The 12130-nt window shown below is 60.7% G+C and carries 11 protein-coding genes; 7 read left to right on the plus strand and 4 right to left on the minus strand.

The window, feature by feature from the left end; genetic code table 11:
- Positions 1–22: 22 nt before the first annotated feature.
- The 4 genes from ACM6I5_RS12980 to ACM6I5_RS12995 all read right to left on the minus strand — a co-directional run bounded on the left by ACM6I5_RS12980 (position 23) and on the right by ACM6I5_RS12995 (position 4742).
- Positions 23–997, minus strand: a complete 975-nt coding sequence (locus tag ACM6I5_RS12980) for a serine/threonine protein kinase (RefSeq protein WP_017341157.1) — start codon at positions 995–997, stop codon at positions 23–25.
- Between the two features lie 181 nt (positions 998–1178).
- Positions 1179–3080, minus strand: a complete 1902-nt coding sequence (locus ACM6I5_RS12985; protein ID WP_414884017.1) for a PhoX family protein — start codon at positions 3078–3080, stop codon at positions 1179–1181.
- 58 nt (positions 3081–3138) lie between these two features.
- Positions 3139–3903 (minus strand): TOBE domain-containing protein, encoded by a 765-nt coding sequence (locus ACM6I5_RS12990; RefSeq protein ID WP_414884046.1) that lies wholly within the window; start codon positions 3901–3903, stop codon positions 3139–3141.
- A 98-nt stretch (positions 3904–4001) separates the two neighbouring features.
- On the minus strand, positions 4002–4742 hold the full coding sequence (locus ACM6I5_RS12995) for a ComF family protein (RefSeq protein ID WP_414884018.1): 741 nt from the start codon (positions 4740–4742) through the stop codon (positions 4002–4004).
- 90 nt (positions 4743–4832) lie between these two features.
- Between ACM6I5_RS12995 and bioB the strand changes: the two genes are divergently transcribed.
- From bioB to ACM6I5_RS13030, 7 genes are all read left to right on the plus strand, one after another.
- The gene (gene bioB, locus ACM6I5_RS13000) at positions 4833–5888 is read left to right on the plus strand and encodes a biotin synthase BioB (RefSeq protein WP_017341153.1); all 1056 of its coding nucleotides are present in this window, start codon (positions 4833–4835) and stop codon (positions 5886–5888) included.
- 165 nt (positions 5889–6053) lie between these two features.
- Entirely contained in the window at positions 6054–7232 is a 1179-nt protein-coding gene (gene bioF / locus ACM6I5_RS13005) for an 8-amino-7-oxononanoate synthase (protein WP_414884019.1), read from the plus strand.
- Positions 7225–7956, plus strand: coding sequence for an alpha/beta fold hydrolase (locus ACM6I5_RS13010; protein ID WP_414884020.1), 732 nt, complete (start codon positions 7225–7227; stop codon positions 7954–7956). Before bioF ends, ACM6I5_RS13010 begins: the two co-directional genes overlap by 8 nt.
- On the plus strand, positions 7949–8773 hold the full coding sequence (gene bioC, locus ACM6I5_RS13015) for a malonyl-ACP O-methyltransferase BioC (RefSeq protein ID WP_414884021.1): 825 nt from the start codon (positions 7949–7951) through the stop codon (positions 8771–8773). Before ACM6I5_RS13010 ends, bioC begins: the two co-directional genes overlap by 8 nt.
- Positions 8770–9450 carry a dethiobiotin synthase gene (bioD, locus tag ACM6I5_RS13020; protein ID WP_017341149.1) on the plus strand — a complete coding sequence of 227 codons (681 nt, stop codon included), beginning with the start codon at positions 8770–8772 and terminating at the stop codon, positions 9448–9450. Before bioC ends, bioD begins: the two co-directional genes overlap by 4 nt.
- A gap of 120 nt (positions 9451–9570) precedes the next feature.
- A complete protein-coding gene (locus ACM6I5_RS13025; protein WP_414884022.1) occupies positions 9571–9867 on the plus strand; it encodes a pyrroloquinoline quinone biosynthesis protein PqqE in 297 nt (98 codons plus the stop codon).
- Positions 9868–10144: 277 nt separating this feature from the next.
- Entirely contained in the window at positions 10145–11950 is a 1806-nt protein-coding gene (locus ACM6I5_RS13030; RefSeq protein WP_017341147.1) for a phenylacyl-CoA dehydrogenase, read from the plus strand.
- The last annotated feature ends 180 nt before the right edge of the window (positions 11951–12130 follow it).

A 12130-nucleotide genomic window follows, 5' to 3' on the forward strand; every position in this document is an offset into this window, starting at 1 on the left:
TCCCACAGGGATTTTTGGTGTGTCAGAAGAGTTTGAGGGGTTCTTCGTTGAGGGCGGCGAGTTGCTCACGCAACGCCAACACCTGATCGCCCCAATATCGTTCGGTGCCAAACCACGGAAAACTGTGGGGGAACGCCGGGTCGTCCCAGCGACGCGCCAGCCAGGCGCTGTAGTGCATCAGGCGTAACGCGCGCAGCGGCTCGATCAACGCAAGTTCTCGTGGGTCGAAGTCGTGAAATTCGTTGTAACCGTCCATCAATTCCGACAACTGAACGAGACATTCCTGACGATCGCCGGCCAGCATCATCCAGATGTCCTGCACCGCCGGGCCCATGCGGCAGTCGTCGAGGTCAACGATGTGGAACATCTCGTCGCGGCACATCATGTTGCCGGGGTGGCAATCGCCGTGCATGCGGATGTTCTGGTGCGGCGTGGCTTTGTAGACCTCTTCGACGCGCTTGAGCAGGTCGCGGGCCACAGATTCGTAGGCCGGCAGCAGGCTTTTGGGGATGAAATTGCCTTCGAGCAGCGTCGTCAGCGAATCGTGACCAAAGTTCTTCACGCCCAGTGCTTCGCGGTGTTCGAAGGGTTTTGTCGAACCCACGGCGTGCAGGCGGCCGAGCAATTGGCCCAGCCGATACAGCTGATCGAGATTGCCCGGCTCCGGGGCGCGCCCGCCACGGCGGGGAAACAGGGTGAAACGGAAGCCGTGGTGTTCGTGCAGGCTGGCGCCGTTGTGAATCATCGGCGCCACCACCGGCACGTCGCACTCGGCGAGTTCGAAGGTGAACTGGTGTTCTTCGAGAATCGCTTCGTTGGTCCAGCGTTGCGGGCGGTAGAACTTGGCGATCAGTGGCTCGGAGTCTTCGATGCCGACCTGATAGACGCGGTTTTCGTAGCTGTTGAGCGCCAGGATGCGCGCGTCGCTGAGAAAGCCGATGCTTTCGACGGCATCGAGCACGAGGTCTGGGGTGAGGGTTGCAAACGGGTGGGCCATGCTGACTCCTGCGCGCAGCAGGCTGCCGCGTCCGGCCAAGCATGGTAGCGCAGACGGGCTTACTTTAGTGTTAAGGCTTGAGATGAGTGGTGTTGCCATCGCTAGCAGGCTAGCCCCACACTGGATCTGCGACACTCCGCAAGTCCCCTGTGGGAGCTAGCCTGCTAGCGATAGGGCCCGGTCAGGCGCCGACGATCCCGCCATCCTCACGGGAAATCGCCATCACCGAAGACCGCGGCTTGCCATTCGGCAAATGCTCAGGGAACGTCGATCCACCGTTTTCTCCCGGATGTTGAATCCCTACAAACAGGGTTTTTTGATCCGGTGAAAAGCTGATCCCCGTCACCTCGCAACCAATCGGCCCGACCATGAACCGACGAATCTCCCCGGTCACCGGGTCGGCACACAGCATCTGGTTATTGCCCATGCCGGCAAAATCACCGGTATTGCTCGAATCGCCATCGGTCAGAATCCACAACCGCCCAGCCTTGTCGAAACCCAGGCCATCCGGGCTGTTGAACATGTTCTGTGGCGTGATGTTCGACGAACCGCCCTTCGGCGTGCCGGCGTGGACACCCGGGTTGCCGGCGACCACAAACAGATCCCAGGCAAAGCTTTTTGAACCGTGATCATCACGGTCGGTGCGCCAGCGCAGAATCTGCCCGTACACGTTCTTCTCGCGAGGGTTGGGCCCGCCCACCGGTTGACCGTCTTCGCCGCGCTTGGCGTTGTTGGTCAGTGTGCAATAGACCTGGCCATCCATAGGGCTGACGACGATCCATTCCGGACGGTCCATGCGCGTGGCTTTCACCACCGTGGCCGCGAGGCGCGCGTGAATCAGCACCTCTGCCTGATCGGCAAAACCGCTGCTGGCGTCGATGCCGTTTTTGCCGTGGGTCAGCTCGATCCACTCGCCTTGTCCTTTCGGGTGATCGGCATTGCCGTCGCCTGCGTCGAAGCGCGCCACGAACAAGGTGCCGTGGTCCAGCAGGTCGCGATTGGCTTTCGGGTTTTTGTGGTTGATCTTGTCGCGGCTGACGAACTTGTAGATGAACTCGCCGCGCTCGTCGTCGCCCATGTACACCACGGCGTGGCCGTCATGGGTTTCGGCCAGGGCAGCGTTTTCATGTTTGAAACGGCCGAGTGCGGTGCGCTTGACCGGGGTCGATTGCGGATCGAAAGGGTCGATTTCCACTACCCAGCCGTGACGGTTGAGTTCGTTGGGGTTTTTTGCCAGGTCGAAACGCTCGTCGTGCGGGTGCCAGTTGATCTCTTTACTGGCGGCTACCACACCGTAGCGTTTCTGCGCGGCGTCGAACTTCTGTTCGGCGTTGCTGCTGCCGAAGCAGTCGGTGAAGTTCTCTTCACAGGTCAGGTACGTGCCCCACGGCGTCTTGCCGTTGGCGCAGTTCTGGAAGGTGCCGAGCACATTCTTGCCGTGTGGGTCGGCGCTGGTTTTCAACAGGTCATGACCGGCAGCGGGACCGCTGAGGGTGATCGGTGCATTGCCGTGAATGCGCCGGTTGTAGCGCGAGCCCTGGACGAATTGCCATTGGCCGTTCTTGCGCTGCACTTCGATCACCGACACACCTTCGCAGGCCAGCGCCTTGCGTACTTCTTCCTTCGATTGCGGCATGCCGCCGTGCGGGTAGAGGTAGCGGTAGTTGGTGTATTCGTTGTTGATCGCCATCAACGCCCGGTCTTTCTCACCCGGAAACTCGAACAGGCTCATGCCGTCATTGTTGTCGCCGAACTGCACTTCCTGCTGCTCGGCGCTGCCGTTACCGCTCGGGTCGAATGCCGGACCGTTCTTTTGCAGCGGCTGGCCCCAGCTGATCAGCACCGAAGACTTGTAGCCCGGCGGCAGGGTAATGGCATCGCTGGTGGCGGCGGGGATGCTGTCGAAACCCAACAGTTTGCTGGTGCCGGCGCTGACGCTGGCCGCGAGCACGCTGCGACTCAGCAGGTTGCCGCCGAGGAACATGGCTGCGCCGCACAGGGCGCCCGCGCTGATGAAGCCACGACGGCTGAGGCCGACCATGTTCTCGAGGTCGGTGTTTTGATTGTCTTCTAATAGGCTCACATCAGGCTCCCTGCGGGTTTTTGCAGTCACCTTAAAGAGCATTAATGACGCTTGTGTTTCAAAGCGGTGTACCGAGCAAAACGTTTGATGGCGCAAATTGCACCCGTACCGGTTTATCGGTGGCGAGACCGAGGGTTTTCAGGTGCAGCGGCTCGGCCAGTGCGCACAACGTCTGGCCATTGGGCAGGCCGATGCGCACTTCGCTGGGACCGTCTTCGGCATCGAGGATTTCTTCGATGATGCCGGTCAGGTCATTGTGTCCTGGCGTTGCAGTGTCTTCGATGGCCAGCAAGTCGAGCCAGCCCGCCTTGATCAGGGCGACGACTTCGGTGCCGGGTTCCAGCTCCAGGCGCACGGTACTGTCGTGGGTGATCTGTGTATCGATGGCCAGGCCTTCGGCCAGTTCAAGACGAATCAGATCGTTGCGCCCCTGAGCTTCAATCGCCACGACCTTGCCGTGCAATTGATTGCGTGCACTGGTTCTGAGCATCAGGCGGCCGAGCAGGTCCAGGTCGCTGGCGTCTTCGGCGGCTTCCAGCACCTGAGCCTGCAGCGATTGCAGTTTTTGATACAGGCGCAATACGCGTTGGCCTTCGCTGGATAGCTTCGCGCCACCGCCGCCCTTGCCGCCGACACTGCGCTCCACCAGTGGTTTCTGCGCCAGGTTGTTCAACTCGTCGATGGCGTCCCACGCGGCTTTGTAACTCAGGCCCGCGCTTTTCGCGGCGCGAGTGATCGAGCCTTGTTCGGCGATGTGCTGCAGCAACGCGATGCGCTGCGGGCGACGGACAATGTGCTGGGATAACAACGTGGGCAGGGACATGACGGGGGCGCTTTGGCTGGTAACGATGGCGAGGACGTTGGCGGCTTGGGCTGTGGGAGTCAAGTCGGTCTCGCTCCCGCAGGGTTTGTGTTCTTGAGTCAAACCGCGTCGCCGGGTCTGGGCGTGCGTGCCAGGCAATAGACATCGACCCGCGAGGCGCCCGCATCCATCAGCAGGCGTGCCAGGGCCTGGACAGTGGCGCCGGTGGTCAGTACGTCATCGACCAGCGCCACGTGACGCCCCTTGACCACCGCTTTGGGCATCAGGGCAAAGGCGTTACGCAGGTTCTTTTTGCGAGCCTCGGCTTTCAGGTCTTGTTGCGCGCTGGTGTCCTGAATCCTCTTGAGCAGTTGCTCGTCGCAGGGGATATCCAGGCTCGCGCTCAACCAGCGGGCCAGCATTGCGGCCTGATTGAAACCCCTTTGACGCAGGCGCTTGGTTGCCAGCGGAACCGGGACCAGCGCATCTGGCCGCTCCAGCGCTTCATCGAAGCGATGTTGCAGGAATTGAGCGAGAAGTTCGCCAAGCAGGTTGCCAAACGGCCACTTCGCGCTGTGTTTGAAACGGGTGATCAGGCTGTCGACTGGAAAGCTGTAGGTCCACGGGGCGATCACCTGTTCGAAGGAGGGCGGCGCCTTCAAACACTGGCCGCAGGTCATTCCCGCCGCGGGCAAGGGCAGGGCGCAGGCCTGGCAGTGATCGCCAAGCCACGGCAGGTCGGTTTCACACGCCATGCAGATCGGCGTCGCTTCATCCGCCGTCTCGCTGCAGAGTAAACAGTTTTGTCTGTTTTTTAACCAGATGTAAACCGGTCCGTTGTATCGTGGTTGACAGCGCATCGCTCTTCCTTAAATATGCCGAACATCCGTGTCGCGTCTGTGGGTATTCCAGTCCCCAGTCGCTTGCCAAGCATAATCAAGGAAACGCCCATGAGCGCCAGCACCTCTGCAACTCTGCGTCATGACTGGTCTTTGGCCGAAGTCAAAGCACTCTTCGTTCAGCCATTCAACGACCTGCTGTTCCAGGCGCAGACCGTGCACCGCGCGCATTTCGACGCCAACCGGGTACAAGTTTCGACGCTGCTGTCGATCAAGACCGGCGCCTGCCCGGAAGATTGCAAATATTGTCCGCAGTCCGGTCACTACAACACCGGCCTGGAAAAAGAAAAACTGATGGAAGTGCAGAAGGTCCTCGAAGAGGCCGCTCGCGCCAAGGCCATCGGTTCGACCCGTTTCTGCATGGGCGCGGCGTGGAAACACCCGTCGGCCAAAGACATGCCGTACGTGCTGGAGATGGTCAAGGGCGTGAAAGCCATGGGCCTGGAAACCTGCATGACCCTCGGCCGTCTGGATCAGGACCAGACCGAAGCGCTGGCCAAGGCCGGCCTCGACTACTACAACCACAACCTCGATACCTCACCGGATTTCTACACCAGCATCATCACCACCCGCACTTACAGCGAGCGCCTGCAAACCCTGGCTTACGTTCGTGACTCGGGGATGAAGATCTGCTCCGGTGGCATCCTCGGCATGGGCGAAACCCTCGATGACCGCGCCAACTTGCTGATCCAGCTGGCCAATTTGCCGGAGCACCCGGAATCGGTGCCGATCAACATGCTGGTGAAAGTCGCCGGTACGCCGCTGGAAAACGCCGAAGACATCGACCCGTTCGATTTCATCCGCATGCTCGCCGTCGCGCGCATCCTGATGCCGCAATCCCACGTGCGCCTGTCCGCCGGCCGCGAAGCCATGAACGAGCAGATGCAGGCCCTGGCGTTCTTCGCCGGTGCGAACTCGATTTTCTATGGCGACAAACTGCTGACCACCGCCAACCCGCAGGCCGACAAGGACATGCAACTGTTCTCGCGCCTGGGCATCCTGCCGGAAGCGCGTGAAGAGCATGCGGACGAAGTGCATCAGGCGGCCATCGAGCAGGCGCTGGTGGAGCAGAAGAGTAGCGAGATGTTTTACAACGCTGCTGTTTGAGGCTTCACCGAAACCTTTTGAATGCAACAATCTGTGGGAGCGGGCTTGCCCGCGATAGCGATTCATCAGTCGACATCTATGTTGAATCGGATGCCATCATCGCGGGCAAGCCCGCTCCCACAGGTTCTGCGATACAACATCTGACTTCCTAATCGCGAGGCCTGCATGTCGTTCGATCTCGCCGCACGCCTTGCTGCCCGTCGTGCCGAAAATCTCTACCGCCAACGCCCATTGCTCCAAAGCCCTCAAGGCCCGGATGTGGTGGTCGATGGCCAGCCGTTGCTGGCGTTCTGCAGCAACGATTACCTGGGCCTGGCCAATCACCCGCAAGTGATCGAAGCCTGGCGCGCCGGGGCGTCCCGTTGGGGTGTCGGCGGCGGTGCTTCGCACTTGGTCATTGGCCACAGCACGCCACATCATGAGTTGGAAGAAGCGTTGGCTGACTTGACTGGCCGCCCGCGTGCGTTGCTGTTCACCACCGGTTACATGGCCAACCTCGGCGCGGTGACCGCGCTGGTGGGGCAGGGCGATACGGTGCTCGAAGACCGCCTCAATCACGCCTCGTTGCTCGATGCCGGCCTGTTGTCCGGCGCGCGTTTCAATCGTTATCTGCACAACGACGCCGCGAGCCTGGCCAGTCGTCTCGAGAAAGCCACCGGCAACACGCTGGTGGTCACCGACGGCGTGTTCAGCATGGACGGCGACATCGCCGACCTGCCAGCACTGGCCCGGGAAGCGAAGGCCAAAGGCGCGTGGCTGATGGTCGATGATGCCCACGGTTTTGGCCCGCTGGGCGCCAACGGTGGCGGGATCGTCGAGCATTTCGGCCTGAGCCAGGAAGACGTGCCGGTGCTGGTGGGCACCCTCGGCAAAGCGTTCGGCACCGCAGGCGCTTTTGTTGCCGGCAGCGAAGAACTGATCGAGAGTTTGATCCAGTTCGCTCGTCCGTACATTTACACCACCAGCCAACCGCCTGCCCTGGCCTGCGCAACGCTGAAAAGCCTGGAACTGCTGCGCACCGAGCATTGGCGTCGTGAACATCTGAACGTCCTGATTCGTCAGTTCCGGCAAGGCGCCGAGCAGATCGGCCTGGAGCTGATGGACAGCTTCACGCCGATCCAGCCGATCATGATCGGCGACGCCGGGCGTGCGGTGCGTCTGTCGCAAATGCTGCGCGAACGCGGATTGATGGTGACTGCGATCCGCCCACCGACCGTGCCCGCCGGCAGCGCCCGACTGCGTGTGACCCTGACCGCCGCGCACAGCGAAGCGCAGGTACAGCTATTGTTAAAGGGACTGGCCGATTGTTTTGCACAACTGGGACCGGAGCCAAGCCATGCGTGATCGTCTGATTCTGCTACCTGGCTGGGGGCTCGGGATTTCACCGATGGAGCCGTTGGCCGCTGCGTTGCAAGGGCTGGACGAACATCTGCGCGTCGAGATCGAGCCACTGCCGGAGCTGGAATCCAGCGACCTTGAAGAATGGCTTGATGAACTGGATTCGACAATCCCGCAAGACGCCTGGCTTGGCGGTTGGTCCCTCGGCGGCATGCTCGCTGCCGAGTTGGCGGCCCGACGCGGCGATCGTTGCTGCGGCTTGCTGACCCTGGCGAGCAATCCTTCGTTTGTCGCCCATGAGCAATGGCCGAGCGCCATGCCCGGCGAGACCTTCGACGCGTTTCTGGCCGGATGCAGCGCCGATCCGCGCATGACGCTGAAGCGCTTTTCGCTGCTCTGCGCTCAAGGCGCCGAAGACCCGCGCGGATTGTCGCGGCTTTTGCTCGGTGGCGCGCCCCACACCTCTGCTTCTGTATTGATGAACGGCCTGGAGCTGCTTGCGCAACTGGATACCCGTCAGGCGTTGCAAGCATTCCGCGGCCCGCAACTGCATTTGTTCGCCGGTCTCGACGCGCTGGTGCCGGCCGAGGCCGCGGGGGATTTGCTGGCGCTGTTGCCGGATGTCGAAATCGGCCTGATTGAACAGGCCAGCCACGCATTTCTTCTGGAGGACCCGCACGGAGTGGCGGGTGCGATCCAGGCCTTTTTGCATGAGTCCGGTGATGACTGATTTATCCCTCCCGCTTCCCCTTCCAAAGCAGCCCGGCGACTTGCCGGACAAGCGCCAGGTGGCGGCGTCCTTTTCCCGGGCGGCGGCCAGCTATGACAGCGTTGCCGAATTGCAGCGTGATGTCGGCAGCCAGCTGTTGAGCCGTTTGCCGGCCGATTTTGTGCCCGGTCGGTGGCTCGATCTTGGGTGTGGCACCGGGTATTTCAGTCGTGTACTGAGTGAGCGTTTCCCTGCCAGTCACGGCGTGGCACTGGACATCGCCGAAGGTATGCTCAATCACGCGCGCCCGTTGGGTGGGGCCAAGCATTTCATCGCCGGCGATGCGGAACGACTGCCCTTGCAGGATTCGACCTGCGATCTGATCTTCTCCAGCCTGGCGGTACAGTGGTGCGCGGACTTCGCTTCGGTGCTCAGTGAAGCCCATCGGGTGCTGAAACCGGGTGGAAAGATTGCATTTGCTAGTCTTTGCGTGGGAACACTGTCAGAGCTGCGTGACAGTTGGAGGCGCGTGGATGGCATGGTGCACGTCAACCGCTTCCGCGAGTTCGGGGCTTATCAACAGCTGTGCGCGGCCAGCGGCTTGAAGGTCGCGAGTCTGCAAACCCGTCCTCATGTGCTGCATTATCCGGATGTGCGCAGCCTGACCCACGAACTCAAGGCGCTGGGTGCGCACAACCTGAATCCCGGGCGGCCGGGCGGTTTGACCGGCAGGGCGCGGATTCTCGGCCTGGTCGAGGCTTATGAGCAGTTTCGTCAGGCCGAAGGACTGCCGGCGACTTATCAAGTGGTGTATGCCGTTTTGGAGAAACCCTTATGAGCGCAGCTTATTTCATCACCGGGACTGACACCGATGTCGGCAAGACCACTGTGGCGGCGGGTTTGCTGCACGCCGCGCGGTCGGCGGGCCTGAGTACGGCGGCGGGGAAACCGGTTGCTTCGGGATGCGACGTGACGCCCAAGGGGTTGCGCAACGCCGATGCGTTGGCGTTGCTGGCGGAATGCTCGGTGCCGCTGACGTACGCACAGGTCAACCCGGTGGCGTTCGAACCGGCCATCGCACCGCATCTGGCGGCGCGCGAGGCGGGTGTGGCGTTGACGGTGCAATCCTTGTTGGCACCGATGCAGAAGATTCTGGAAATGCGGGCGGATTTCACCCTGATCGAAGGCGCTGGTGGGTGGCGCGTGCCGTTGGCGGATCAGGACAACCTGTCGGACCTGGCCAGGGCGCTGGATCTGCCGGTGATACTGGTGGTCGGCGTGCGATTGGGGTGCATCAACCACGCGTTGCTGACAGCCGAGGCGATCGCGCAGGACGGTTTACAGCTGGCGGGTTGGGTGGCCAACATCATCGATGCCAAGACAGCGCGCCTTGAAGAAAACCTTGCCACACTTGCCGAGCGTATCCCTGCACCGTGTCTGGGGCGAGTGCCGAAACTCAAGCTGGTGACAGCGGAGGCGGTGGCGGAACACCTTCAGCTGGATTTGCTGGACTGAGGTTTCATGCAATGGTTTTGCCTATGACAAGGCACTGTGCCATTAGTGTTTTTGTCGGGTGTTTTGCACGTGCGTCTGTTTCAATGGCCGCTGTTGATCCTTCGTAGGACGAGTTCTCCCATGGAAATCTCAGGAAATACCGCTTTTTATGCCGGTCTGAGCACTATTCAGACAGGGCAGAACCGTGTCGATCAGGCTTCCGGGCAAATCGCCAACACTGCAATCGAACGCTCGGTGACCAGTCAGTCTTCCGAGGTTCAGGTCAATCGCCTGCGTTCGGTCGATCGCAGTCAAGAGTCTGACCTCGCCAGCAACATGGTCGAGATGGCGCAAGGCAAGTTTCAGGTCGAGGCGGGCGTGGCAGTCGCCAAGGCTTCCGATGAAATGCTCGGTACGTTGATCGATACCTTCGCCTGATCACCCGCTGAATAAGCCTGTCCAACGCCGCGACCTTTCGCGGCGTTTTTGTGCGTAAGTCCTTCTCCCCTAACTAAACTTTCAAATACGGCGTGTTGCCTGGGCAACGGCGCGTGGTTGCTGTGCGCCCGGGATTTGCGCAGAGCGATGACGAACGGCAAAAGATCGATGCTTGACAAGATTTGGGCGTAAACGTATGTTTCAAACAACTGTTTGACCGTCACAACAAATAACCACGGTCGTTCATTCCCGGTTACATCAGCAGAGGTTTATCGCTATGCCTGACTACAAGGCCCCCTTGCGTGATATTCGCTTCGTTCGTGACGAACTGCTCGGCTACGAAGCGCACTATCAGAGCCTTCCGGCTTGTGCAGACGCAACTCCGGACATGGTTGACGCCATTCTCGAAGAAGGCGCCAAGTTTTGTGAGCAGGTGCTGGCTCCGCTGAACCGCGTGGGTGACACCGAAGGCTGCACCTGGAGCGAGTCCGGCGTTAAAACCCCGACCGGTTTCAAAGAGGCCTACAAACAATTCGTCGAAGGCGGCTGGCCGAGCCTGGCCCACGACGTAGAGCACGGCGGCCAGGGCCTGCCAGAGTCTCTGGGTCTGGCTGTCAGCGAAATGGTCGGCGAAGCCAACTGGTCGTGGGGCATGTACCCAGGCCTGTCGCACGGCGCGATGAACACCATCTCCGAGCACGGCACGCCTGAGCAACAACACGCCTACCTGACCAAACTGGTATCTGGCGAATGGACCGGCACCATGTGCCTGACCGAACCGCATTGCGGCACCGACCTGGGCATGCTGCGCACCAAGGCCGAACCTCAGGCCGACGGTTCCTACAAAGTCTCCGGCACCAAGATCTTCATCTCGGCCGGCGAACACGACATGGCCGATAACATTGTCCACATCGTGCTGGCCCGCCTGCCGGATGCACCGGCTGGCACCAAAGGCATTTCGCTGTTCATCGTGCCGAAGTTCCTGCCCAACGAAGACGGCTCGATCGGTGCGCGTAACGCCGTGTCCTGTGGTTCCCTGGAACACAAAATGGGCATCCACGGCAACGCCACTTGCGTGATGAACTTCGACGCGGCCACCGGTTTCCTGATCGGCCCGGCGAACAAAGGCCTGAACTGCATGTTCACCTTCATGAACACCGCACGTCTGGGCACCGCGCTGCAAGGTCTGGCCCACGCCGAGATCGGCTTCCAGGGCGGCCTGAAATACGCTCGCGATCGTCTGCAAATGCGCTCCCTGACTGGCCCGAAAGCGCCGGAAAAAGCCGCTGACCCGATCATCGTGCACCCTGACGTACGCCGCATGCTGTTGACCATGAAAGCGTTCGCCGAAGGCAACCGCGCAATGGTTTACTTCACCGCCAAGCAAGTCGACATCGTCAAGTACGGTGTGGACGAAGAAGAGAAGAAGAAAGCCGACGCGCTGCTGGCGTTCATGACGCCAATCGCCAAAGCCTTCATGACCGAAGTCGGTTTCGAATCCGCCAACCACGGCGTGCAAATTTACGGCGGCCACGGCTTCATCGCCGAGTGGGGCATGGAGCAGAACGTTCGCGACAGCCGCATTTCGATGCTGTACGAAGGCACCACCGGCATCCAGGCACTCGACCTGCTTGGCCGTAAAGTGCTGATGACTCAAGGCGAGGCCCTGAAAGGCTTCACCAAGATCGTCCACAAGTTCTGCCAGACCAACGAAGGCAACGAAGCCGTCCAGGAATTCGTCACACCGCTGGCTGCAATCAACAAGGAATGGGGCGAGCTGACCATGAAGGTCGGTATGGCGGCCATGAAAGACCGCGAAGAAGTCGGCGCGGCCTCCGTGGACTACCTGATGTACTCCGGTTACGCCTGCCTGGCTTACTTCTGGGCAGACATGGCGCGTCTGGCAGCCGAGAAACTGGCGGCCGGCACCAGCGAAACGGCGTTCTACACCGCCAAGCTGCAGACCGCGCGCTTCTACTTCCAGCGCATCCTGCCGCGTACCCGCACGCACGTTGCAACCATGCTGTCGGGCGCCAACAACCTGATGGACATGAAAGAAGAAGACTTCGCACTGGGCTACTAAGCCTTAACGCGCCCTTCTAAAAAAAACCGCTGCTCCTTCGGGAGTGGCGGTTTTTTTTTTGAAATCGGCTCGGGTGGAAAAAGAACCGTGGTCGAGGCCGTTTCCCTGTCTTTTACACGACCCTTGATAGGGGAACCGCGCATGACTGGGTGCCCGGATAGAAGTCATTAACGCGGCGTC

It is taken from the genome of Pseudomonas sp. IT-P171 (assembly GCF_949767765.1).
Lineage (GTDB): Bacteria > Pseudomonadota > Gammaproteobacteria > Pseudomonadales > Pseudomonadaceae > Aquipseudomonas > Aquipseudomonas fluorescens_B.

What these genes read in the sequence shown, in the direction of transcription:
- ACM6I5_RS12980 (WP_017341157.1), bottom strand. Translation starts at nt 997, where the DNA reads ATGGCCCACCCGTTTGCAACCCTCACCCCAGACCTCGTGCTCGATGCC.
- ACM6I5_RS12990 (WP_414884046.1), bottom strand. Translation starts at nt 3,903, where the DNA reads ATGTCCCTGCCCACGTTGTTATCCCAGCACATTGTCCGTCGCCCGCAG.
- ACM6I5_RS12995 (WP_414884018.1), bottom strand. Translation starts at nt 4,742, where the DNA reads ATGCGCTGTCAACCACGATACAACGGACCGGTTTACATCTGGTTAAAA.
- bioB (WP_017341153.1), top strand. Translation starts at nt 4,833, where the DNA reads ATGAGCGCCAGCACCTCTGCAACTCTGCGTCATGACTGGTCTTTGGCC.
- bioF (WP_414884019.1), top strand. Translation starts at nt 6,054, where the DNA reads ATGTCGTTCGATCTCGCCGCACGCCTTGCTGCCCGTCGTGCCGAAAAT.
- ACM6I5_RS13010 (WP_414884020.1), top strand. Translation starts at nt 7,225, where the DNA reads ATGCGTGATCGTCTGATTCTGCTACCTGGCTGGGGGCTCGGGATTTCA.
- bioC (WP_414884021.1), top strand. Translation starts at nt 7,949, where the DNA reads ATGACTGATTTATCCCTCCCGCTTCCCCTTCCAAAGCAGCCCGGCGAC.
- bioD (WP_017341149.1), top strand. Translation starts at nt 8,770, where the DNA reads ATGAGCGCAGCTTATTTCATCACCGGGACTGACACCGATGTCGGCAAG.
- ACM6I5_RS13025 (WP_414884022.1), top strand. Translation starts at nt 9,571, where the DNA reads ATGGAAATCTCAGGAAATACCGCTTTTTATGCCGGTCTGAGCACTATT.
- ACM6I5_RS13030 (WP_017341147.1), top strand. Translation starts at nt 10,145, where the DNA reads ATGCCTGACTACAAGGCCCCCTTGCGTGATATTCGCTTCGTTCGTGAC.